Below are 22,607 nucleotides of genomic sequence, written 5' to 3'. Positions count from 1 at the left end.
ACGAAGAGACTTACCGTGAGCGACAATCTGCGCATGCCATCGTCCCGCTCCGGTCCCTTCGCGCTCGCGCGCACGCTCGCCTGGCTCCGCCTTTGCGCCATCGCCGGCCAGAGCGTGGCGATCCTTTCCTGCGTCACCCTGCTCAAGCTGGATATTCCCCTCCTGCCGCTGATGATCGGCGTGTGCGTGCTCGCGGTGTTCGCCGCCGCGGCGTCGTTCCGGCTGGGCATGCCGTGGAAGGTCAGCGAGGGCGAGGCCATCGTGCATATCGCGGCCGATACCCTGGTTCTCGGTTACCTGCTCTATTTCACCGGTGGCGCGGCGAATCCCTTCGTGACGCTCCTGCTGGTGCCGATCGCGCTGTCGGCGGCGGCACTGTCGATCGCCGGCGTGTCGCTGGTGGCGATACTCACCGGTGTCGCCTACGTGCTGCTGGTGCCCTACCACTTGCCGCTGCCGACGCTCGGCAACAAGAGCCTGGACTTCGATCTGTACGTCGCGGGCATGGGCGTCAACTTCGTCATCATGGCGATCCTGCTCGGCGTCTTCATCAGCAACCTCGCCAAGGCGATCCGGGCGCAGCAGGGTGAAGTCCAGCGTGTGCGCGAGCGCGCGCTGCGCGACGAGGGCATCCTGGCCATCGCCACGCAGGCCGCCGGCGCCGCGCACGAGTTGAACACGCCGCTGTCGACGATGCGCACGCTCCTGCCGGAGATACGCCGCGAGCACGCCACCGACAACGCGCTGGGCGAGGACCTCGACCTGCTCCAGGGTCAGGTCGAACGGTGCCGTACGATCCTCCGCGAGATGGTCGCCTTCGGCCAGGCGCAGCTGTCGCAGGTACCCGAGAAGGTCACCCTGGACGAGTTCGTCCACGGCTGCCTGGAGCGCTTCCAGTTGCTCAGGCCCGAGGCCGATGTGTCCCTCCTGCTCGAACCCGGCGCCGGCCGTATCCCGCTCCGGTCGCCGCCGGGTTTGCGTCACGCCCTGATCAACCTGCTCAACAATGCCGCCGACGCGTCCGCGCTGAACGAAAGCACCGCCGTCACCCTCGGGGTCGGCATCGTCGGGCCGTGGCTCGAACTGGTGGTCACCGATGAGGGCCCGGGCTTCGACGAATTCGACGAGATGGGAACGCTCGGGCTGTCGCAGAAAGCGACCGGGCTCGGTATCGGCCTCGCCTTGGCCGAAGCCACCGCCGAACGCCTCGATGGCGAACTCTCCGCGAGCAATACCGGCCACGGCGCACAAATGCGCCTGCGCCTGCCCCTTCCGGTCATTGGAGACCATGCATGAACGACCTCGTTCCACCCGGCGGGCGCCCGCTGCTGATCGTCGATGACGACGCCACGTTCGCCCGTGTACTAGGCCGCGCCCTCACCTCGCGCGGATTCGACGTGATCAGCTGCGACAACGCCGACGATGCGCGCACCGTCGCCCGCCGTCACCAGCCGCGGTACTGCGTGCTCGACCTGAAGCTCGGCGACGAGAACGGGTTGCGCCTCATCCCGGAGTTGCAGTCGCTGGTCCCGGACATGCGCGTGCTGCTGCTTACCGGCTACGCCTCGATCGCCACCGCCGTGGAGGCCATCAAGCGCGGTGCGCACGATTACCTGGCCAAGCCGGTGGATGCGGACGCCGTGGTCCGCGCCCTGCTCGATGGCGATGCCGGTCCGGCCGACCTGGACGATCTGGTCGACGCACCCGATGCCCCGTTGCCGTTGCGCCGGCTCGAATGGGAACACATCCAGCGCGTCCTGACCGAATGCGAAGGCAACATCTCCGAGACGGCACGTCGCCTCGGCATGCACCGCCGTACGCTGCAGCGCAAGCTCAGCAAGCATCCCGTGCGCGAACGCCCCGACGAGCATTGACCATGCGCCCGTTCCTCGCCCTCGTTTTCGCCTCGCTCCTTGCCTCCGTTGCGAGCATGGTCCACGCCGACAACGGCATGGCCGGCATGGCGATGGGCCATGAAGCGCCGCTGGGTTTCGACGCCACGTTCGATGCGGCGGGCCATCTCTGGGTCGTCGACACCATCGGTGAGCATGTCCGCGTGCGGCGGTCCGATGACATGGGCCGCAGCTTCGTCATGTCCACCATCGTCAATCCCAGCGGCGAACCCATCTACGCCGAAGGCGAGAACCGGCCGAAGATCGCCCTGGGTCCGAAGGGTGAGCTTTACGTCAGCTGGTCGCAGCCACGCAAGCTTCCGTGGACGGGCTTCGTACGCTTTTCGCGATCCCTCGACGGCGGCGCGCACTTCGACGCGCCCACGACCGTGCACGCCGATCGCGCCGAGATCACTCATCGCTTCGATTCGCTCGCCGTCGACGGCAAGGGCAACGTGATCGTCGCCTGGATCGACAAGCGTGATGTCGAGGCGGCCAAGGCCAGCGGCAAACCCTACCTGGGCGCCGCCACCTACTACAGCTGGTCGAGCGACCGTGGCGCCACGTTCACGCCCGAGCGCAAGATCGTCGACCAAAGTTGCGAGTGCTGCCGGATCGCGCTGGCGCGAGCACCCGACGGCACGATCGCTGCGTTCTTCCGCGCGATCTATGGCGACAACATCCGCGACCACGCCTTCGCCAATCTTCCCGTCGGCAAGGGCCTGCCGAAGGTGGAACGCGCCACCTTCACCCAATGGCATATCGAAGGCTGCCCGCACCACGGCCCCTCGCTCGCGATCGACGCGACGGGGACGCGCCACGCCGTCTGGTTCAGCGCAGCCGATGGCAAGGCAATGATCTGGTATGGCCAGCTGCATCCCGGCGACAAGCCCTCGTACCTGGTCACGGTCGGGGCAGCGGGTGCCTCCCATGCCGATATCGCGGTGGATGGGAAGCATGTGTGGATCGCCTACCACCAGGTGTCGGTGAAGGGACTGGAGCTGATGCTGCGCGAATCGTCCGATGGCGGCGCGACCTTCACGGAGGCGCGGGCCCTCGCCCACGTCGATGGCGGATCGGGTTGGCCGAAGCTGCTGCTCTGGCGACACCGCGCCTTCGTCGGCTGGAATCCCGACGGGCAATTCCGGCTGGTACCGACGGAACTGCTATGAGGTACTGGCTCGCCGCATTTATCTGCCTGTTCGCGGTGGCGGTGTCCGCCGCCGAACCCACCGTGTTGACCCCGGCCGACACGAAAGCGCTCATCGCCGTACCCGGCAAGGGCGTGCGCATCGTGGCGTTGTGGTCGCTGGACTGTGCCTACTGCGAAGAGAACCTCGCGGCGCTGCTTGCGTTCCAACGCAGTCATGCGGACATGGAACTGGTCTTCGTCGCCACCGATCCCATCAGCGAAAAGGCGGCGCTGGAGGCACGACTGAAAGCGGCAGACCTCGATGCCGCGCCGTCGCGAGCGTACGCGGATGCGACGCCGGAGCGGATCAATTTCCTCATCGATCCGACATGGGGCGGGGAAACGCCACGGACATTGGCCATCAAGGCCGATGGCACGCGCAAAGGAGTGAGCGGGGCGCTGGATGCGGGGCGTATCGCGACGCTGGTGGACTGAGGACGGATAGAACCCGGCCTCACGCCTCCACGGGTTGCGGATGCGGAAACCGCACGCTGGCGATGCGACTGGCGCCGGGCAAGGAGCGCAACTCCAGTGGCCACTGGAACCGATCCGACAACCGTCGCGCGATCGCCAGGTCGAATCCATGCCGGTCCACCGACGCGTGCCGGCGGCTGCCGGCTTCCGGCGTATCGAGCGCGGGGTTGATCACGCTCACGCTGCCGGGCATCACGGTGACGACGATCGTGCCCTGGTCGGTCTGCTGCAAGGCATGCCGGATCAACTGGCCGCAGAGCACCGCGAAGACGCGTGGCGAAGCATGCAGCGCGAAACTCGCCGGTTCGTCGAGTATCAACTCCACCGGACGTCCCGCGATCAACTCGCGCGCATAGTCCACTTCCTGGCGCAGCACGTTGTTCACCACGAAGTCTTCTTCCGCAAGTCCCTGGTCGGACTCGCGCGAGAGGATGAGGAAAGCCTCGACCAATGCTTCCAGTTCGCGCGTGGAGCGGCGAATGCGCTCCAGCGAACGATGCCCGAAATCCGAAAGATCGGTTTCGTCGGCAAGCATGTCGGAAGACATCTTGATGACGGTGAGAGGACTGCGTAACTCGTGGCTGGCGTCCCGGGTGAAGTTGCGCTCGCGCTCGCCGAAGCCCTCGATACGCGTGGCGAGGCCATGCAATCCGTGGATCAGCGACGAGACGTCGCCATCGGCACGTCTTCCGTTCTCGCGGTCCAGGCCTTCCATGTCGGGACGGTCGGGGTCCCAGCCTTCCAGCATGCGCGCCAGCGCCGCCACGGGAATCCATTCACGCGACACCGCGAGCCAGGCGAGGCCGCCGGAACAAAGCATGATCGCGATCGCCGCCCCGATCGGGGCGACATTGTTCGCCGCCATCAACGAAGCGATGATCACGACGATCGTCTGCAATGCGAAGACGATCGCGACGCGCGCGCGGAACGATCCGCGCCGGCGCCTGGTCCCCTGCGGTGCCCTGCCTTCCATCGATCAGTTCCGAACCCGCCTCCGCTTCATGCCGTCTGCGACGCGGCGACTTCGGAATCGAGGTCGGCCAGCCGGTATCCCGCGGAGTGGATCGTATGCAGCAACGGCCGGTCGAACGGCTTGTCGATCACGCGACGCAGGTTGTACAGGTGCGAGCGCAGCGTGTCGGAATCGGGCAGCGTATCGCCCCAGATCTCCCGTTCGATATCGCGACGGCTTACGACCCGCGGGGATTCGCGCATGAGGATGGCGAGAAGCTTCAGGCCGATCGGCGAGACGGTGAGTTCCTGGCCACCGCGGGTGAGGCGCAAGGTGGCGGTGTCGAGGGTCATGTCGCCCACGTTGAGAACCTCGGACGAGACCTGGCGGCGGTCGCGCCGGATCAGGGCACGCAGGCGCGCTTCCAGTTCGCGTACCTCGAAAGGCTTCACCAGGTAATCGTCGGCACCGGCCTCGAGACCCACCAGCTTGTCTTCCAGTGTGTCACGCGCCGTGAGCATCAGCACCGGCGTGGACTTCTTGCCTTCCTTGCGCAACTTGCGGCACACATCCAGGCCGTCCATGCCCGGCAGCATGAGATCCAGCACGACGACGTCATAGCTGTTGATAACCGCCAGGTGCAAGCCACTGACGCCATCGGCGGCGTAGTCGACGGAGTATCCCTTGCGTTCGAGGAACTCACCGACCATTTCGGCGATCGGGCGATTGTCCTCGACGAGAAGGATCAAACCCGCCTGTACGTCGTTGCTCATCGCTCCACTCCTCTGGTGATTCACAAATGTGAAGAGTTAACGGTCGGACCGGTGAGAACAGCGTGAAGACCGAAAACAAGGATTCATTGTGGGTAACGCAACGTGGAGACCGCGTCGTCTAGCGGAGCATCGGGTTTAGCGCCTTCCATACATTCTCTGCGACGCGAGGCTCGCCGGCAGCCGTCGGATGCAGTCCGTCGTCCTGCATGAGGGCCGGCTCCAGGGCCACGCCGTCGAGCAGGAATGGCACCAGCGCCACGCCGTGTTTCTGCGCCGCGTCCATGTAGACCTTGCGCAACCCATCGCGGTATTGGGGACCGTAGTTCACCGGTAATTCGATGCCGAGGAGGAGCACCTTCGCCCCGGCGCGCGTGGCGGCGCCGATCATCGCATCGAGGTTGTCGGCGAGCTTGCCCAAGGGGAGGCCTTGCAGGCCGTCGTTCGCACCCAGTTCGATCACAACCACCCCCGGCCGCTGCTTCTCGAGCAGACCGGGCAGCCGGTTACGTCCGCTCAGGGACGTTTCCCCACTGATGCTGGCATTGACCATCGCCCATGGCGTCGCCATCTTCGAGGTGCGCGCGTCCAGCAAACGCACCCAGCCGGCCTCCACCGGAATGTTGTGCGCCGCCGACAACGAGTCCCCGAGCACCAGCACCTTGCGCGGCGTATCCGCCGCGGAGGCGATGGCGCACCAGACGAACAGCAACAGGACCAGGCAACGACGCATGAGCGATTCTTCCCGTGTTCTTCTCGAAGTAACGGATGTTAGCAAGTCGGTTTTCGGCCCGGAGGGCCAGCTGGACATCCTTTCGGGGGTGAACCTGCGCGTCGCGGAGGGCGAGAGCTTCGCCATCGTGGGGGCATCCGGTTCGGGCAAGACCACCCTGCTCGGACTGCTGGCCGGACTGGATGTTCCCACGGCGGGCAGCATCCGTCTCGACGGCCAGCCGCTGGAAAGCATCGACGAGGAGGCCCGGGCGGCGATCCGGCGGCGCCTGGTGGGCTTCGTCTTCCAGTCGTTCCACCTGCTCCCGGCGCTGACGGCCGAGGAAAACGTGATGCTCCCCCTGGAGCTGGAGGGCGACAACGGCGCGCGCGAGCGTGCCCATGCGGCGCTGGAGTCGGTGGGCCTCGGCGCGCGGCGCCGGCACTACCCGGCCCAGCTGTCCGGTGGAGAACAGCAACGCGTCGCCCTCGCCCGCGCCTTCGTCCACCGTCCGCGCATCCTGTTCGCCGACGAGCCCACCGGCAACCTCGACCAGCACACCGGCGAACACGTCGGCGACCTGCTCTTCGAGATGAACCGACAGCACGCCACCACCCTGATCCTGGTCACCCACGACGCACGCCTCGCCGCCCGTTGCGCGCGCTCCGCGGAATTGCATGAAGGCCGCCTCGGGGTGCCCGCGTGAACGTCTTCCGGCTCGCCCTGCGCACGCTGCGGCGTGAATGGCACCTGGTGGAGTTGCGCACCCTGGCTGCCTCGCTGGTCTTGGCGGTCATCGCGCTGGGCGTGGTGGCGACCCTCTCCACCCGGATCGAACGCGGCATCCTGGCCAGCGCGGCCGAACTGATCGGTGGCGACCTGGGTGTATCCGCCCCCGCGCCCCTGCCCGAGCCGATGCTGCGATCGGCGCGTGCCGATGGCCTGGCCGCGACGCGCGGCGCGTCGTTCCGCAGCGTGGCCTTCGTCGGCGAGCGTAGCCAACTGCTCGACGTCCTGGCGACGGACAGCGCCTATCCACTGCGCGGCACGCTGGAAGTCCGCGGCGCGGACGGCCGCGATCGCACGGCCCGGGGGCCCGCCCGAGGCGAAGTCTTCCTGGACCATCGGGCGATGGTGGGCCTCGGCATCCAGGCGGGCCAGGCGATTCAGATCGGTGGCCGCGACCTGCATGTCGCGGCCGAACTGGTGCGCCAGCCCGACGGCGGCGAACTGTTCGCCCTCGCGCCACGCGCGCTCATGAACCTGGACGATGCCAGCGAAGCGGGGCTGCTCTCCCTGGGTAGCCGTGCGCGCCACCGCCTGCTCGTGGCCGGGCCGCCGGCCGCCGTGGCGACCTGGCGCGTCCGTGTCGAAAGCGGCTCGCTGCCGCAGGGCGGCGAACTGATCACGCCCGAGAAGATGCAGGAGCGCATGCGCACCGCGTTCGATCGCGCCAGCGCCTTCCTCCGCTTGACCGCGCTGTTGTCCGCCTTGCTCGCCGGGGTGGCGATCGCGCTGGCTTCGGCACGTTATGCACGCCGCAAGGCCGCGGAAGTGGCCCTGCTCCGCGCCCTGGGCACACCGCGACGGCGCGTGGCGGCCCTGCTCGTCACCACGCTCGCGGCGCTCGCCCTGCCGGCCGCCGCGCTGGGCATGGCCATCGCATTGGGCCTTGCCCAGGGCGCGTGGTATTTCGCGCGCCAGCTGTTCGACAACATTCCCACCACCTTGCCGCTGGGTCCGGCGTTCGCGGCCGCCGCGATGGGCCTGGCCGTGCTTGCCGGCTTCGCCTTGCCTCCCCTCGTGCGCCTGGCCGAAGTACCTCCCGTGGCGGTGTTTCGCGAATCCATGCAGCGGCGCGTGCGCCGTTTCGACGTGCTGTACCTCGTGCCGCTCGTCACGGCTATCGTCCTGGTCTGGGTGCAGAGCGATTCCGCCAAGCTGGCCGGCATCCTCGCCGCCAGTCTCGCGGGCGTGGCCGTCGTCGCGGCATTGCTGTCGGCGCTGTTGCTGGTGATCGCGCGGCGCGTGGCTCCCGGCGCACATCCGGCACTGCGGCTCGGCCTGGCGGCGCTTGCCAGACGCCGTGGCCTCTCGCTCGTCCAGGCCACCGCGCTTTCGCTCGGGCTTTGCGCGTTGCTCCTGCTCGCCGTGATCGCGCCGTCACTGCTGGATGGCTGGCGCCGCGAACTTCCCGTGGATACGCCGAACTGGTTCGCCCTGAATCTGCAGGACGACCAACGCGAGGAATTCGCACGCGCACTGGAGCGCATGGGCGCCACGCGAACCAACATGATGCCGCTCGCGGTAGGCAAGCTCACCGCGATCAACGGCAAGCCGATCGACAGCATCGCCTTCACGGATGGCGAAGCGAAGGATTCGGCGGACCGCCAGCTGCGCCTGTCGTGGAGTGCGGAGCTGCCACCGTCGAACCAGGTGGTGGAAGGCCGCTGGCCGGGCCCCTCGCCGGATCAGGCGGAGGTATCCGTCGACACCTCATGGCGCGACCGGTTCCACCTGAAGCTGGGCGACACGTTGAGTTTCGAAGTGGGTGAAGGCACGCTGGATGCGCGCGTGGGTAGCGTGCGCCAGGTGGACTGGAGTTCGTTCCGGGTCAACTTCTTCTTGCTGCTGGACCCGGCACATGCCGGCGAACTGCCGCATACCTGGCTCACCAGTTTCTACCTCCCGCGGGGTCACGCCGACGAACTGGCCAAGGTTTCGCGCGAGTACGGCAACCTGAGCCTGATCGACGTCGACGCCTTGCTCGACCGCGTGCGCGAAATCGTCGACCGGGTCGGCAGCGCGGTTCGCTGGGTACTCGGGTTCAGCCTGCTCGCCGGCGCACTGGTGCTCGCGGCGGCACTGGCGGCGAGCGCGCAGGAACGCAGGAAGGAAGCGGCTTTGTTGCGCACGCTAGGCGCCACGCGAGCGCAATTGCGTGCCGCGGCGGCATGCGAGTTCGCCTTGCTCGGCCTGGTCGCCGGCCTGACCGCCGCGCTGGGTGCGACCGGAGCGGGCCTGTGGCTGGGCAAGGCCGTCTTCCGCATCGAACATTTCGTGCCGCCGCTGTGGCCATTGGTCGGTGCCGCCGCGCTCGCGGCCCTGGTGGTGATGGCGATCGGGTTGTTCGGCACGCGCCGTGTATTGCGGACGTCGCCGATGGCGTTGCTGCGGGAAGGCTGATCTTGCCGGGACTGAGATAACCTGCCACCTCACCCACCCGGCAGCATGTCCAACGCCATCACGATCGCATCCTCGCGCCCACCCTTCGCTGGGTAATACGAAGGACGCCTCCCGATCTCGGCGAAGCCCAGCGAATCGTACAGATCCTTCGCCACGGGATTCGACGGCCGCACTTCGAGGAAGATCCGCTCGGCGCCATACCAGCGGGCGAGGTCGACCAACCGGCGCATCATCCGCCGCCCGTAACCGAGACCGCGGTGGGCGGCGGCGATGCAGACGTTCAACACATGGGCTTCGCCCGCCGCCACGGACAGGATGCCGTAGCCGGCGACGTCGCCCTCATGGACGATCACCCAGCAGTTGTGTCCCGCCTGCATGCAGTCGCGGAAGATGCCCGCGCTCCAGGGAAATTCGTACGACGCGTGTTCGATCGCCACGACGGCGTCGAGATCCTCGCGGCGCATCGCGCGTACTTCGGTGGAGGGACGAGCCACGGCGACCATGGGTTCAGGCTCCGCGCAGGGCACGTCCAAGGGCACGCAAGCCATTCCAGAGCCGGCGCTTCGCAGCGGGATCGGCGACGATCGCCGCCGGTGTATCCACCAGCACGATGTGCGCCGCGCTCATCACCTCGACCGGAAGGTCGTGACCCAGGGCACGGGCCTGCGCCTCGCCAAAGACGAGGTACGCCGACGCCGCGGGCACATCGCCCAACCCACGCTCACCCACCTCGAGCCGTGCTGCGCGTGCCGTCGCCGGACCGAAGGCGCGCAACGCACGGCCCAGCAGGTCCAGTTCGCGTCCGCTCGCCCCGGCCGGAAGGATCACCACGCACGGTATGCGGTCGCCGGCCGGCGCCGGCCCGTCGTTGGCGGGTTGGACGGCCGATCCGGACGATGCCTCGCCGAGACGCAGGCGCCAGGGCGTCACGCCCATCACCTTGAGCAGGCGTTCGCGGCGTTCGGGCACGGCGGACATCGCGCTTACTCCGAAGCCTTGGCGTGACGACGCGTGCGCCGGCGATGCGCGGCACGGCCCCACAGCGTCATCACCGGTCCGGACACCGTGTAGATCACCGCCACGGCGAACAGCACGCGGGCCGTGTCGATCAACAGCAGCACCACGATCAGCACCGCGGCGATCAGCCAGATGAAGGGCACGCGATCGCCCTTGGGCCAGGCCTTGAAGCTGTAGTACCGCACGTTGCTGACCATGAGCAGCCCGGCGACCACCGCCAGCGGCATGGCGAAGAACGCCACGGACGGACCCGGAATATCGAACTTTTCCATCGTCCAGACGAAGGACATGCACAACCCTGCGGCCGCGGGACTGGCCAGGCCCTGGAAGTAGCGTTTGTCGGCGACGCCGACCTGGGTGTTGAAGCGAGCCAGGCGCAACGCGGCGCAGACCGCGTAGATGAAGGCCGCGGCCCAGCCGATCTTGCCCCAGACGGGACCGTAGGCCACCAGCGACGACAACGCCCACGTGTACATGACCAGCGCGGGAGCGAGGCCGAAGCTGACCAGGTCGGACAGGGAGTCGTATTGCACCCCGAATTCGCTCTGCGAATTGGTCATGCGCGCCACGCGGCCATCCATGCCGTCGAGGATGCCTGCCACGAAGACAGCCAGGGCGGCCACCGCATAGTGCCCGTTGATCGCGGACACGATCGCGTAGAAACCGGCGAACATGGCGCCCGTCGTGAACAGGTTCGGAAGCAGGTAGATACCGCGGTGACGCGGCCCCCGGGCTTGGATCGGATCGCTCATGGGCCATTCCGTGACGTGGGCCGACAGTGTATCCCAGGCGCCGTGAAGCGTCAGTCCGGCACCGGAAGGGGATATCCCGAGCCCGTCGACGGGAACCGCGACCCACGTCGCTTGCGCACCCCCACGCCGGGTGATACTTGTTTGCGCCACTCATCCAGCCAGCCGGAAACCCACATGCGCCGTTGCCTAGCTCTCGCACTCCTCGTGTCGGTCTGTCCCCTGGCCCTGGCCCAGGCTTACAAGTGGAAGGACGCCCAGGGTGTCACCCACTACGCCGACGCGCCCCCGCCAGGCGGCATGAAATACGAAAAGATCAAGACCTCGGGCACCGCCGAGGCCCCCGCCCCGGCGGCGAGCGCCACGGCCTCGGCCGCCGCGAGTGGCACGAAGGCGGCGGCCAGTGCCGACGACACGCCGGCCAACCGGCAGAAGCTCTGCGACCAGCTGCGCAAGAACCTCGACATCCTCAATAACGAGAAGGTCGTCACCATGGACGACGGCAAGGGCGGCGTGAAACAGGTCGACGACGCCACGCGGCAAAGCCAGATCAAGACTGCCCAGGCGCAGATGACGCTGTACTGCCAGGGCTGAAGCGGCGGTAAGCCGGAAACCTCCTATAATCCCGGCTTTACCGTCGGGATCGCTTGCAGATGCGCCTCAGCCAGTTCCACCTCGCCACCGTCAAGGAAGTCCCCGCCGACGCGGAAGTCGTCAGCCACCAGCTGATGCTTCGCTCGGGCATGATCCGCAAGCTCGCCTCGGGCCTGTACACCTGGTCGCCGCTGGGCCTGCGCGTGCTGCGCAAGGTGGAAAAGGTCGTCCGCGAGGAAATGGTCCGCGCCGGCGCGGTCGAGATGCTGATGCCCTCCGTGCAGCCGCGCGAACTCTGGGAAGAGACCGGCCGTTGGGAAAAGTTCGGCGGCCAGCTGCTGAAGATCAAGGACCGCAAGGAACAGGAGTTCTGCTACGGCCCCACGCACGAAGAGGTCATCACCGACTTCGCGCGTAACGAACTGAAGAGCTACAAGCAGCTTCCGCTCAATTTCTTCCAGATCCAGACCAAGTTCCGCGACGAGATCCGTCCGCGTTTCGGCGTGATGCGCGCGCGCGAATTCCTCATGAAAGATGCGTATTCCTTCCACCTGACCCAGGAATCGCTCGGCGAAACCTATAAGGTGATGTACGAGACGTACTCGCGCATCTTCACCCGCCTCGGCCTGGAGTTCCGCGCGGTGGACGCGGATACCGGTGCGATCGGCGGCAGTGCCAGCCACGAGTTCCAGGTGCTCGCCGATTCGGGCGAGGACGCCCTCGCCTTCTCGGACGCCTCCAGCTACGCGGCCAACATCGAACTGGCCGAAGCCGTCGCGCCATCCACCGAGCGTCCCGCCCCGTCGGCGGAACTCACCCGTGTCGATACCCCGAGGGAGCGCACGGTCGAGGAAATCACGGCCTTCCTCGGCGTTCCCGCATCGCAGGTGGTGAAGACCATCCTGGTTCGCGGCCGGGAGGGCCTCGTCGCCCTTTGCGTACGTGGCGACCATGAACTCAACGAGGTGAAGGCCGCCCACCTTCCCGAACTGCCGGATGAATCCGAATTGGCCAGCGAGGCGGAAATCGTCGCCGCCACCGGCACGCGTCCCGGCTTCATCGGGCCGGTGGGGCTGCCCGAGTCGATCCCGGTCATCGTCGACCGCAGCGCGGCCGTACTCGCCGACTTCGTTTGCGGCGGCAACCAGGACGGCACGCATTACACCGGCGCCAACTGGCAGCGCGACGCACGGATCAATCGTGTCGCCGACCTCCGCAAGGTCGTCGACGGCGATGCCTCGCCGGATGGCAAGGGCACGATCCGCCTCGGCCGTGGCATCGAGGTCGGCCATATCTTCCAGCTCGGCCAGAAATACGCCGAGTCCATGGGCGCCGGCGTGCTCGACGAGCAGGGCAAGATGCGCACGATGTACATGGGCTGCTACGGCATCGGTGTCAGCCGCATCGTGGCCGCCGCCATCGAGCAGCGCCACGATGACGCCGGCATGATCTTGCCCGAGGCCATGGCGCCCTGGCGCGTGGCCGTCTGCGTGATCAATCCGAAGAACGATGTGGCCGTCGCGGAAGCCGCGGAATCGATCTACCAGCAACTGTCGCAGGCCGGCATCGAAACCGTCCTCGACGATCGCGGCCTGCGCCCCGGCCCGATGTTCGCCGACATGGAACTCATCGGCGTGCCACACCGGGTGGTGGTGAGCGGCCGCGGCCTGGAAGCCGGCACCTTCGAATACCGCGCACGCACCGACAGCGAGGCCCGCAATGTCACTCGCGAGGAACTGATCGCCCTGCTCGGCTGATACGGGCATGGGAGCCGCCTGGGTGGAGCCGCTCAAGGTGGCCTCCACTCAGGATGGCCTCCGCTCAAGGTGAGCCGCCATCCAGGTGGGAGCCGACCTTGTCGGCGATCCCGCGGCAGCGGGCCAGGTTGAGGCAAGCATCCCATCGCCGACAAGGTCGGCTCCCACAGATCAGGTTGCTTGCCAAGCCTTGGGTGGTCTGCCAAGCCTCGGGTTGCTTGCAAGTCTCGGGCTGCTTACCGCGTCACCGCTGAAATGGATTTTCACGAAACGGTGACTACGCCTGCCGTTGTAGGGCTAATCTGATAATCGCTTCCCGATTAGCCGACACATCCCTCGCCGTACTGCCATTATCCGGCCAGTTGGGTCACAATTCCGGCGTTCGCATTATCAAGAAGGGCCCATGGCCCATGCGAAACCCTAAATCAGGCAATAACCCGGAGATGCCAATGGCCGTCGATATCAAGAGCCTCAATCACAACCAGCTCAATGAGTTGATCACCAAGGCACAGGTTCGCCAGAACGAACTTCGCAAGGAAAAGGTCAGCAAGCTGCGCGAGAAAATCAACGCGCTTATCAAGGCGGAAGGCTTCACCTTCGATGACGTATTCGGCGCACGCGCCCCCAAGTCGAAGCGCGCCGGCACCACCGTGGCCGCCAAGTACCGCAATCCCGCCGATCCTACGCAGACCTGGTCCGGCCGCGGCAAGCGCCCGAATTGGTTCAACGAGGCACTGAAGGCCGGCAAGAAAGAAAAGGACTTGCTGGTCTAAACCGTTCACCGCCAGGAGCCGCCCATGCCTCTCGTTCGAATCGATCTGCGTCGCGGCAAGGACGCCGCTTACCGTACCGCCCTGGGCAATGCCGTTCACGATGCCCTCGTCGGTATCGGCGTGCCGGCCGACGACCGCTTTCAGGTCATCGCCGAACATGACACCGAAGGCCTCGTTTACGACGCCCATTACCTGGGCATCGAGCGCAGCGACGACATCGTGATCGTACAGATCACCTTCAACGACACGCGTACGCTCGAGCAGAAGAAGGCACTGTACAAGGCGATCGCCGAGAACCTTGGCAAGGCACCGGGCGTGAAGCCGGGCGACGTCTTCGTGAGCCTGGTAGAGGTGAAGAAGGAAAACTGGTCGTTCGGCAATGGCGTAGCCCAATACGCGAGCTGATCGCCTGCGGAAGCTGCTTCTTCTGGAAGCAGCTTTCAGAGTGAGCGGCGAGGGGCCACGATGAGGTCCCCGAACAGCAGGCCGGCCACCAGCGAGACGAGCAGCGTCACGCCGAGCAGGCCGGTGTCCATGCCGAGCGAAGCGTCGCGATCCAGCAGGTAGGACACACTGCGGAAACTGACCGACCCCGGCACCAGCAGGATGATCCCGGGCTCGCGCACCACCGCGCCGGGTTGCTGCGCGTAACGCGCATATACATTGCTCAACGAGCCCAAGAGCAAGCCGCCAACGAAGACACCGAACGGCGCCCCCGGCAGCGAACCGGAAATGCTGCCGCCCCACCGCGTGGCGAGATAGCCGAGCACCACCGCGCCCATCACCACCAGCCAGTCACGCCGGGCGGCACGGAAGAGGATGGCGAACGAAAAAGCGCCGAGGATCAACGAAGGCCAATCCGCCCAGCCCGGCAGCGGAGGGAGTGCGTAGTTGCGCGGTTCGATGCCGAAGGCTTCGCACAACTGGCTGGCCGCGACGGTGCCGAAGGTGAGCTTGAGAAGGGTCGCCACCGCGCCGCCCATGCGCGCGACGCCGGCCACCAGGTGCTGGCTGGAAATCTCACGTACCGCCGTCGTCAACGCCATGCCCGGCAGCAGGACGATCAGGCTGCCGAGGATCACCGACTTCAGCGCCAACGGCACGATGTAAGCGCTGACGACGGTCGCGATGACCGTGGCCACCATCGCGCTGATGGCTTCACTCGCCGCGGCCAGCCGCGGGCGACTGCCGGAGGCGACGGTGATGAGGCCGATGATCACGCCGATGACGCCGGCGGTGACGAGATCGGGCCACGCGCTGTGCAGCAACAAGGCCACGACGCTGGCGGCGCACAGGCCGTAGCTGGCGATCACACCCAGTTCGGCGCGAAAGGTCTCCGGCGCGCCAAGCTTGCGCAAGAGGTGAAAGCCCTCGCGCAGTTCCATCTGGCCATCGATCACCGCGTCGGCGATGCGGTCGGCCTCGCAGAGGCGCCCCAGATTCACATCACCTGGCGGAAGCCGCATGACCTGGGTGACCTGGGCGACGCTTTCCTCGCCCTGCCCCAGGTCGGCGAAGGAAACGATGATCGCGGTGGGGCTGGACCATACCTCGGCCGACAGGCCCAGCCGTTGCGCCGACCGGCTGATGGCTGTCTCCAGGCGGGGTGCCGTGGTGCCGTACTGGTGCAGCCGCCGCGCCAGTTCGGTGAGGAAGGCGATGCGGGTGTTGATCGCGGTGGTGGCGAAACCCACCGGCACGGTCAGCGGCGAGGCATCAGCCAACATCCACCGCCTTCACGCGCAGGGTCGTGCCGTCGATGCCGATCACCTCCACCGTCGCGCCGAGGGGGAGGTCCGGGCCGGTGACCAACCACATGCCATCGCCCACCTTGGCCTTGCCACGGCCCTGCACGATCGGCTCACACAGCGTGTAGCGCTGTCCGAGCAATTGCTCGCCCCGACGATTGAGCCGCTCGTTACCGGCGGGAATTCGCTCCAGGCGTGGCCTGACCACCTTCCAGTAGATGAAACACGAGACAAAGGCGAACACCACGAACAGCACCGCCTGGGCCAGCGCGCCCATCCCGGGCAGCAGCAGCAACGCCACGCCCATGGCCGCGGCGGCGATACCGATCCACAACATGAAGTAACCCGGCAGGATCACCTCGCCACCGATCAACAGCAGCGCGACGATCCACCAGAGGTAATGCACGGCGATCTGGTCCATGGCGATCAGCGCGGCAGCGGCGGTGTGCGGTTGGTGGTCTCCGCCGGCGCGCGATGCTGCGAAGCGAGCGAGTCGCGCGCGAGCTCGGCGATACCCGCCAGCGAACCGAGGATGCCCGTGGTCTCCATGGGCAGCAGCAGTGTCTTCTGGTTGGGCGACTTGGCCATTTCCTTCAGCGCCTCGACGTAGTTGTTGGCGACGAAGTAGTTCAGCGCGTTCACATCGCCGCTGGCGATGGCCTGCGAGACCATCGTGGTGGCCTTGGCTTCGGCCTCGGCAAGGCGCTCGCGTGCTTCCGCCTCGCGGAACGCGGCTTCCTTCTTTCCCTCGGCTTCCAGGATCGCCGACTGTTTTTCGCCCTCGGCCTTGAGGATGGCCGCCTGGCGGAAGCCCTCGGCGTCGAGGATGTTCGCGCGTTTCTCGCGCTCGGCCTTCATCTGCCGCGCCATGGCGTCGACGAGATCGCGTGGCGGCGAGATGTCCTTGATCTCGATACGCGTCACCTTGACGCCCCAGGGATGCGTGGCTTCATCGATCACGCCGAGCAGCTTGGCATTGATCGCGTCGCGCTGGCTCAGGCTTTCGTCCAGGTCCATCGAGCCGAGCACGGTACGGATATTGGTCATGATCAGCGCGAGCGCCGCCATTTCGAGGTTCGCCACCTCATAGGCGGCCTTGGCCGCGTCGAGCACCTGGTAGAACACCACGCCGTCCACGCGGACGACAGCGTTGTCCTTGGTGATGACGTCCTGCGAAGGAACCTCGAGCACCTGCTCCATCATGTTCATCTTGCGCCCGATCGCATAGACGAACGGGATGAGGAAATGCAGGCCCGGGGTGAGCGTGCCGGTGTACTTGCCGAACATCTCCACCGTCCACTCGTAGCCTTGCGGCACGATACGAATGAGCTTGGCCAGTACGATGATGGCGACGACCACCACGACCAGCGCGACGACGATATTTCCCATGGCCTTGTCTCTCCCTATCCCGGTATGTCCCGGGAGTATAGGCGAAGCGCCTCAGGGCGAACCGGCGGGCAATACCAGGGTGACGCGCAGGCCACCGCCCTCCCGATTGGCCAGCGCGATGCGTCCGCCATGGGCTTCCGAAATTTCGCGGGCCAGGGCCAGGCCCAGGCCGGTACCCGAGCGCTTGGTGGAATAGAACGGCAGCAGGGCCTGGGCGAGCACCGTCTCGCTCATGCCCGGGCCACGGTCGGCCACTTCGATCAACGTGTCGCGCCCGACCTGGTGCACGGCCACGGACACCTCGGTGGCATCCCCACCCGCCTCGTGGGCGTTCTTTATCAGGTTGATGAGGACCTGTTCCACCTGGGTCGGGTCGAACCAGCCGGGCTGCTCGGGTGGCGGCGAGGCGAGGCGGAATTGTGCGTGCAGCGCCAGCGCGTCGAGGAAGGGAACCCATGGGACGGGCCGGGATTGCGGCGCCGGCAGCTTGGCGAAACTGGCGTAGCCGGCGATGAAACTGTGCAGGTGTTTCGCACGGTCGCCAATCGAGGCGAACACACCGGGTAATCGTGCGAGATCGCCACGGCGAGCCAGCTCGGCACCCGAATGCGACAACGATGAGATCGGCGCCAGCGAGTTATTGAGCTCATGGCTGATCACCCGGATCACCCGCTTCCAGGTGTGCACTTCCTGGCGCGACAACTCGCGGGTCATGCGGCGATAGAGCTGCAGGCGGTGCGGGCGCCCTTGCAGGCGAAAACCACGCTGAGACAGGTGGAAGGTTTCCTCGCTGCCGTCCATCTCGACGGAGAACAAGGCGTCCTCGCCACCGGCCGCCGCTTCGCGCAGGCTCTCGGGCATCGCCGCCAGCACGGTGTCGAAATCCAGGCCGGCGAGCGCGCGCCCCTCGTTGAACAGGTGCCGCGCCGCGATGTTCGCGTAGGTGACCTTGCCGCTCGGATCGGTGAGGACCAGCGCCACCGGCGTGTTCTGCACCACCGTGTCGAGCAGCAGCTCGCGCTGGGCGAGATGTTGGCGTTGGTCGCGCAGGGTCTGGCCCAGCGCGTTGTGCATGCGGATCAGGTCGCCCAGTTCATCGCGCCGTGAGGTACCGATGGACATGCTGAAATCGCCGTCGCGATAGCTTGCCACCGCGCTTTCCAGCGCGCGCATCAGGCGCCGCAATGGCTCCACGAGCGCATGCGCCACCCAAGCCGACAAGGGCAGGAGCACCAGCAGGCAGATGATCAGCGCCGTGCCACCGTCGAAGGGCTCGATGGGCGGGACAGCGGGCAGTTTGCCCGCCTTCTCCGGCACGGCACGTATCCAGGCCAGCACCTGCGGGAACGGCCAGATCGACACGCCGGCGAAGACCAGCGCGCCGACGATGGCCGAGCCGGCCACGACGAGGGTCATGCGTCCTTCGAGCGAGAGGGTCTTCATGCGGGTGAACGTATCAGACCGCCAGCCCGTAGCGCTCCATGCGCCGATAAAGCGCCTGTCGTGAAAGCCCCAGGTTGCTCGCGGCACGGCTTACCACCCCGCCCGCCGAGGCCAGCGCGGCTTCCACCGACTCGCGGCTGGGCTCGTCGAGGTTGCGGTTGGCGGCGGCGGCCGGTGGCGGCAGATTGAGGTGGACCGGCTCGATCCTGCCGTCCGCCGCCAGCAGCGCCGCACGCGCGATGGCGTTCTTCAGTTCGCGCACGTTGCCCGGCCATGTGTGCGCCAGCAACGCTTCCCGCGCATCCTCGCTCAGCGTGGCCCGCCCATCGAGGAAGAATTCAGCGAGGGGAAGGATGTCGTCGCTGCGTTCCGACAGCGGCGGCAGGTTCACGTCGATCACGTTGAGCCGATAGTAGAGGTCTTCGCGGAAGGTGCCGGCTGCGATCATCGCCTTCAGGTCCGCGTTCGTGGCGCTCACCACGCGAACCTTCGCGTGCCGCGTACGTCCCGATCCCAACCGCTCGAATTGGCCGGTTTCGAGCACGCGCAGCAATTTCATCTGGCCCGGCAGCGGCAGATTGCCGATCTCGTCGAGGAACAAGGTGCCGCCATCGGCCATCTCGAAGCGGCCTTCGCGGGCCTTGTTCGCACCGGTGTACGCGCCCGCCTCGGCACCGAACAACTCGGCCTCGATCAGCTCGCCCGGCAGCGCGCCGCAGTTCACCGCCACGAAGGGTCCACGTCGCACCGCTGAGTTCGCATGCACGATGGCCGCGATACGTTCCTTGCCGGCACCGTTCGGGCCGGTGATGAGTACCGGCACGTCCGAGCGCGCGACCTGGCAGGCGAGTTCGATGGTGCGGCTCATCGCTTCCGACGCGAAGACCAGGCCATCGAGTTCGTAGCGGCTTTCCAGTGCTTCGCGGCGGCGGCGGCGTTCCACCCGCGCGCGAGTCACTTCACGGGTCGACTCGGAGAGTTCGAGCAGGTTCTCCACCGTGGCGAGAAGCTTGGTGTCGTCCCAGGGCTTGGCCAGGTAGTCCGCGGCACCAGCCTTCACCAGTTCGACAGCGGCCTCCAGGTGGGTCCAAGCCGTGAGCAGGATCACCGGGAGATCGGCATGGCGGGCGCGTATCGCCTTGAACAGCGCCACGCCTTCCTCGCCCGAGGTGGTATCCGCGGTGAAGTTCATGTCCTGGATGACGACATCCACGCGTTCGCGCGCCAGCGTGGCGAGCCCGTCGTCGGGCGTGAGGGCCACCAGCGGGCGGATATCACGCAGGCTGAGCGCAAGCGAAAGCGCCTCGCCCACGGCGGGGTTGTCGTCGATGATCAATACGCAGCGCATCTGGTCCCTTCGCATGCAGCCATGGATGCCTCTGCCGGCGAAAAGGTTGCATCCCCGCCGGCACTCTTTCCCATTCTATCCACGGGTGGCCACCACCGGGGGCACGGACGCCGCACGCCGGGCCGGGACCAGCACGGCGGCCTGGCCCAATAACCAGAGCACCACCGCCCCCACGGGCAGGTAGCCGAGCGGAAGACGCGGGAGTTCGTACTCATGCATCAACAGCAGGTTGATCGCGTAGGCGAGCACCATGCCCAGGACGATGCCCATGCTGGCGAGAAGGAAGTTCTCGGTCTGGAAATAACGCAGCACATCGGCGCGGCTCGCCCCGAGGGCGCGACGAATGCCGATCTGGCGACGGCGCTGGGCCACCCAGAAACTGGCCAGCCCGACGATGCCCAGCGCCGTGACGACGAGCAAGGCCACGCACACGCCGACGAGCAGAACGGTCGTCGCGCGGTCCGTGGCGAAGTAGCGGTCGCGCACTTCCGTATAAAGCCGCTTTTCGACGATGACACGGCGTGGGTCCACCGCCTTCAGTGCCGCCGCCGCGGCTTGCAACACGCTGCCGGCTTCGCCGGGACGCGCGCGGACCGCGAAGCCGCCGCCATAGGCGGTGACCATGCGCCAGGGCAGCAACAGGGTTTCGTATACACCCGTGCGGTTCTGGTCACCGGCCCGGGCCAGCCGTTCGACGATCCCCACGATGTGGAATTCCTCGTCGCCGATGAAGATGCTCCGGCCGATAGCCGATCGGCCGGGGAACAGGCGCTGCGCAAGCGCCTGTGTCACGACGACCACCGAGCTCCCCCGCACCTGCTTCGCGGCGTGATCGTCCACCCAGGTATATTCGTCGGGACGGATGAAGCGTCCGGCGACGAGGCGAAGGCCCAGCGTTTCGCCCACCGCTTCGCCGTAATACGCGGCGGCTTCCACGGAGGGCATCGACTGGTCGCGCGTGAGTCTCACCGGGGTGTTCCAGGAGGAGGGACCGAACGGCAGGGAGTTGGTCACGGTCGCCGCTTCCACGCCCGGGACGGCACGTAGCGCCGCGAGGTCCGCCTCGATCCGGGCATGCGTGTCGCTGCGCGGGCCGATGTCGGAAACCATCAGGCGAACGATGCGGTCATCGTCGATCCCGCTGGCTGTTTGCATCCAACGCAGGCGGTCGCCAATCAGGAAGGTCGCGTTGCAGAGGATCGCGCAAGTCAATGCGATCTGCAGCACGATCAGCGTGGCCGTGAGCTTATGCCGGCCGAGCGTCGAAAGGATGGGTCCGATATCCAGGCGCATCATTGGCTCTTCAATTGCAGCGCCGGGGGAATCCGGCATGCGCGCCACGCTGGCAGCAGGCCCGCGGCGAGCGCGGCGAGCAGCGAGATAAGGAAGGTCGCCGCCAGCATGGTCAGGTCGAGGTGGGCCAGTTCCGCCGCGGGGTTCGGTTGCATGCGCACGATCGCGAGCCCGAGCAAGGCCACCGCGAGGCCGCCGAAACCACCGGCCAACCCCACCATGCCCGCCTCGGTCAACAGTTGCGTGAACACGCTGCGCCGCGACGCGCCCAAGGCCCGGCGCACGCTCACCTCGCCCGCCCGACGCATGAACTTCGCCAGCATCAGGCCCACGGTGTTGACCAGGCAAACGGCGAAGAAACCGAGCGAAAGCCATACTTGCAGGCGGACGTCACCGGGAACGACCTGTTGTTCGTCGAGGAGGTGCATGACGTCGGTGAGCTCGGCGCGCGCAGGGCGATCGTACCGGCCCGACGCGACTTGCTCACGCGCATATCCCTCCAGGAACGTGCGGTAGGAAGCGACGGCAGCCGCGTCATCCAGTTCCACCCATAGCTGCAACCACACGCAACTCGCTGATTCCATGTGCTCTTCGTCGCCGGACCCCATGCCCCAGCATTCGACGCCGCCGTTGCGGGTCAGTCGCATCGCCCGCGAGGTGGTCAAGGGTACGAACACCTGTTCCGCCGCGCCGTAGTTGGTGGTGTTCAAGTCATAGAAGTGCGGTACCGGCCTCCATGGCTTCAGGACCCCGACGATGCGCATGTCCGCACCGTTGGCACGGATCGTCCTGCCGACACTGTTTTCGCCATGGAAGAGCCGGTCGTTCAGTTCGGCGCCGATCACCGCGATATGCGCGCGTTGTTCGTCCTCGGTGGCGCTCCATGCTTGCCCGTAGCGGAACGGCGTATCGAACATGCCGAAGAAATCCGCGCTGGTGTAGCGAGCCGAGACGAAGAAAGGATCGATCGACGGATCGTCCGGCTGGATCGGCACGGCGCCGCCAGTCATCAGTGCCTGCCGGTGCGCGCGCCGGGCATTCAGCAGGTTCATGCCGTCCGTCCAGGTCACCTGGGCAGGCAAGTCCACCGAGAGATCGAAACCCCTCAGCCCGCGTGGATCGAGACGCGGCATGAAGATCGATCCGCTGCGTCCCGGCAGCGGATCCCCCGACAGCACGTGCAGTACCGTCAGGGTGGTCATGCTCGCCCCGATCCCCAGGGCGATGGCGAGGATCATGAGCACCGTGAGCGCCCTGCTCCGTCGGAGGCTGCGCAGGGCGAGCTCCAGGTAGTAACCGAACATCGAATCTCCCGGGA

General features: G+C 66.7%; 23 protein-coding genes. 10 read left to right on the top strand and 13 right to left on the bottom strand.

The genetic code is table 11. The features are described 5' to 3' along the window. Positions 1–33 precede the first annotated feature (33 nt). The 4 genes from ACN9M2_RS05455 to ACN9M2_RS05440 are packed head-to-tail and all read left to right on the top strand — an operon-like array spanning position 34 to position 3,519. Positions 34–1,296, top strand: coding sequence for an ATP-binding protein (locus tag ACN9M2_RS05455; protein ID WP_426287868.1), 1,263 nt, complete (start codon positions 34–36; stop codon positions 1,294–1,296). Next, a complete protein-coding gene (locus ACN9M2_RS05450) occupies positions 1,293–1,874 on the top strand; it encodes a response regulator transcription factor (RefSeq protein ID WP_426287126.1) in 582 nt (193 codons plus the stop codon). The genes ACN9M2_RS05455 and ACN9M2_RS05450 overlap by 4 nt, the downstream gene beginning before the upstream one ends. Before the next feature lie 2 nt (positions 1,875–1,876). Next, on the top strand, positions 1,877–3,064 hold the full coding sequence (locus tag ACN9M2_RS05445) for a sialidase family protein (RefSeq protein WP_426287125.1): 1,188 nt from the start codon (positions 1,877–1,879) through the stop codon (positions 3,062–3,064). Then, on the top strand, positions 3,061–3,519 hold the full coding sequence (locus ACN9M2_RS05440; RefSeq protein ID WP_426287124.1) for a hypothetical protein: 459 nt from the start codon (positions 3,061–3,063) through the stop codon (positions 3,517–3,519). Before ACN9M2_RS05445 ends, ACN9M2_RS05440 begins: the two co-directional genes overlap by 4 nt. Before the next feature lie 19 nt (positions 3,520–3,538). Here the strand turns inward: ACN9M2_RS05440 and ACN9M2_RS05435 are convergent, their stop codons facing one another. The 3 genes from ACN9M2_RS05435 to ACN9M2_RS05425 form a co-directional block, all read right to left on the bottom strand. Next, positions 3,539–4,531 (bottom strand): sensor histidine kinase, encoded by a 993-nt coding sequence (locus tag ACN9M2_RS05435; protein WP_426287123.1) that lies wholly within the window; start codon positions 4,529–4,531, stop codon positions 3,539–3,541. 26 nt (positions 4,532–4,557) lie between these two features. After that, positions 4,558–5,283, bottom strand: a complete 726-nt coding sequence (locus ACN9M2_RS05430) for a response regulator transcription factor (RefSeq protein WP_426287122.1) — start codon at positions 5,281–5,283, stop codon at positions 4,558–4,560. 118 nt (positions 5,284–5,401) lie between these two features. Continuing rightward, on the bottom strand, positions 5,402–6,013 hold the full coding sequence (locus ACN9M2_RS05425; RefSeq protein WP_426287121.1) for an arylesterase: 612 nt from the start codon (positions 6,011–6,013) through the stop codon (positions 5,402–5,404). Between ACN9M2_RS05425 and ACN9M2_RS05420 the strand changes: the two genes are divergently transcribed. Together ACN9M2_RS05420 and ACN9M2_RS05415 are read left to right on the top strand one after the other, a co-directional pair. Beyond that, positions 6,012–6,698, top strand: coding sequence for an ABC transporter ATP-binding protein (locus ACN9M2_RS05420; protein ID WP_426287120.1), 687 nt, complete (start codon positions 6,012–6,014; stop codon positions 6,696–6,698). The two genes, ACN9M2_RS05425 and ACN9M2_RS05420, sit on opposite strands and share 2 nt — an antisense overlap. Continuing rightward, positions 6,695–9,178 (top strand): ABC transporter permease, encoded by a 2,484-nt coding sequence (locus ACN9M2_RS05415; RefSeq protein ID WP_426287119.1) that lies wholly within the window; start codon positions 6,695–6,697, stop codon positions 9,176–9,178. The genes ACN9M2_RS05420 and ACN9M2_RS05415 overlap by 4 nt, the downstream gene beginning before the upstream one ends. Before the next feature lie 29 nt (positions 9,179–9,207). On the opposite strand, the gene rimI is transcribed toward ACN9M2_RS05415, so the two are convergent. The 3 genes from rimI to pssA are packed head-to-tail and all read right to left on the bottom strand — an operon-like array spanning position 9,208 to position 10,947. After that, the gene (gene rimI, locus ACN9M2_RS05410) at positions 9,208–9,681 is read right to left on the bottom strand and encodes a ribosomal protein S18-alanine N-acetyltransferase (RefSeq protein ID WP_426287118.1); all 474 of its coding nucleotides are present in this window, start codon (positions 9,679–9,681) and stop codon (positions 9,208–9,210) included. 4 nt (positions 9,682–9,685) lie between these two features. Then, a complete protein-coding gene (locus ACN9M2_RS05405) occupies positions 9,686–10,156 on the bottom strand; it encodes a hypothetical protein (RefSeq protein WP_426287117.1) in 471 nt (156 codons plus the stop codon). A gap of 5 nt (positions 10,157–10,161) precedes the next feature. Continuing rightward, the gene (gene pssA, locus ACN9M2_RS05400) at positions 10,162–10,947 is read right to left on the bottom strand and encodes a CDP-diacylglycerol--serine O-phosphatidyltransferase (protein ID WP_426287116.1); all 786 of its coding nucleotides are present in this window, start codon (positions 10,945–10,947) and stop codon (positions 10,162–10,164) included. A 174-nt stretch (positions 10,948–11,121) separates the two neighbouring features. Here pssA and ACN9M2_RS05395 point away from each other — a divergent pair, with 174 nt between their 5' ends. The 4 genes from ACN9M2_RS05395 to ACN9M2_RS05380 all read left to right on the top strand — a co-directional run bounded on the left by ACN9M2_RS05395 (position 11,122) and on the right by ACN9M2_RS05380 (position 14,473). Continuing rightward, positions 11,122–11,538 (top strand): DUF4124 domain-containing protein, encoded by a 417-nt coding sequence (locus ACN9M2_RS05395; RefSeq protein ID WP_426287115.1) that lies wholly within the window; start codon positions 11,122–11,124, stop codon positions 11,536–11,538. Between the two features lie 59 nt (positions 11,539–11,597). Then, on the top strand, positions 11,598–13,295 hold the full coding sequence (locus tag ACN9M2_RS05390; protein WP_426287114.1) for a proline--tRNA ligase: 1,698 nt from the start codon (positions 11,598–11,600) through the stop codon (positions 13,293–13,295). Positions 13,296–13,744: 449 nt separating this feature from the next. Continuing rightward, positions 13,745–14,068: an H-NS family nucleoid-associated regulatory protein gene (locus ACN9M2_RS05385; RefSeq protein WP_371022094.1), complete on the top strand. Its 324-nt coding sequence runs from the start codon at positions 13,745–13,747 to the stop codon at positions 14,066–14,068. 24 nt (positions 14,069–14,092) lie between these two features. Beyond that, complete coding sequence (locus ACN9M2_RS05380) at positions 14,093–14,473, top strand: tautomerase family protein (protein ID WP_426287113.1); 381 nt, start codon at positions 14,093–14,095, stop codon at positions 14,471–14,473. 35 nt (positions 14,474–14,508) lie between these two features. Here the strand turns inward: ACN9M2_RS05380 and ACN9M2_RS05375 are convergent, their stop codons facing one another. The 7 genes from ACN9M2_RS05375 to ACN9M2_RS05345 all read right to left on the bottom strand — a co-directional run bounded on the left by ACN9M2_RS05375 (position 14,509) and on the right by ACN9M2_RS05345 (position 22,593). Then, a complete protein-coding gene (locus ACN9M2_RS05375) occupies positions 14,509–15,795 on the bottom strand; it encodes a threonine/serine ThrE exporter family protein (RefSeq protein ID WP_426287112.1) in 1,287 nt (428 codons plus the stop codon). Next, entirely contained in the window at positions 15,785–16,237 is a 453-nt protein-coding gene (locus ACN9M2_RS05370) for an NfeD family protein (protein ID WP_426287111.1), read from the bottom strand. Before ACN9M2_RS05370 ends, ACN9M2_RS05375 begins: the two co-directional genes overlap by 11 nt. A gap of 5 nt (positions 16,238–16,242) precedes the next feature. Continuing rightward, positions 16,243–17,205, bottom strand: a complete 963-nt coding sequence (locus ACN9M2_RS05365) for an SPFH domain-containing protein (protein WP_426287110.1) — start codon at positions 17,203–17,205, stop codon at positions 16,243–16,245. A gap of 51 nt (positions 17,206–17,256) precedes the next feature. Continuing rightward, complete coding sequence (locus ACN9M2_RS05360; protein WP_426287109.1) at positions 17,257–18,648, bottom strand: sensor histidine kinase; 1,392 nt, start codon at positions 18,646–18,648, stop codon at positions 17,257–17,259. A gap of 13 nt (positions 18,649–18,661) precedes the next feature. Beyond that, positions 18,662–19,996: a sigma-54-dependent transcriptional regulator gene (locus ACN9M2_RS05355; protein WP_426287108.1), complete on the bottom strand. Its 1,335-nt coding sequence runs from the start codon at positions 19,994–19,996 to the stop codon at positions 18,662–18,664. Between the two features lie 75 nt (positions 19,997–20,071). Then, the gene (locus ACN9M2_RS05350) at positions 20,072–21,292 is read right to left on the bottom strand and encodes an ABC transporter permease (RefSeq protein ID WP_426287107.1); all 1,221 of its coding nucleotides are present in this window, start codon (positions 21,290–21,292) and stop codon (positions 20,072–20,074) included. Then, positions 21,289–22,593, bottom strand: coding sequence for an ABC transporter permease (locus ACN9M2_RS05345; RefSeq protein ID WP_426287106.1), 1,305 nt, complete (start codon positions 22,591–22,593; stop codon positions 21,289–21,291). Before ACN9M2_RS05345 ends, ACN9M2_RS05350 begins: the two co-directional genes overlap by 4 nt. Positions 22,594–22,607 lie beyond the last annotated feature (14 nt).

The organism is Luteibacter sp. E-22, assembly GCF_049913125.1.
Classification (GTDB): domain Bacteria; phylum Pseudomonadota; class Gammaproteobacteria; order Xanthomonadales; family Rhodanobacteraceae; genus Luteibacter.
Note: the sequence above shows the minus strand (reverse complement) of the source record. Positions and strands in the feature narration are given on the sequence as shown.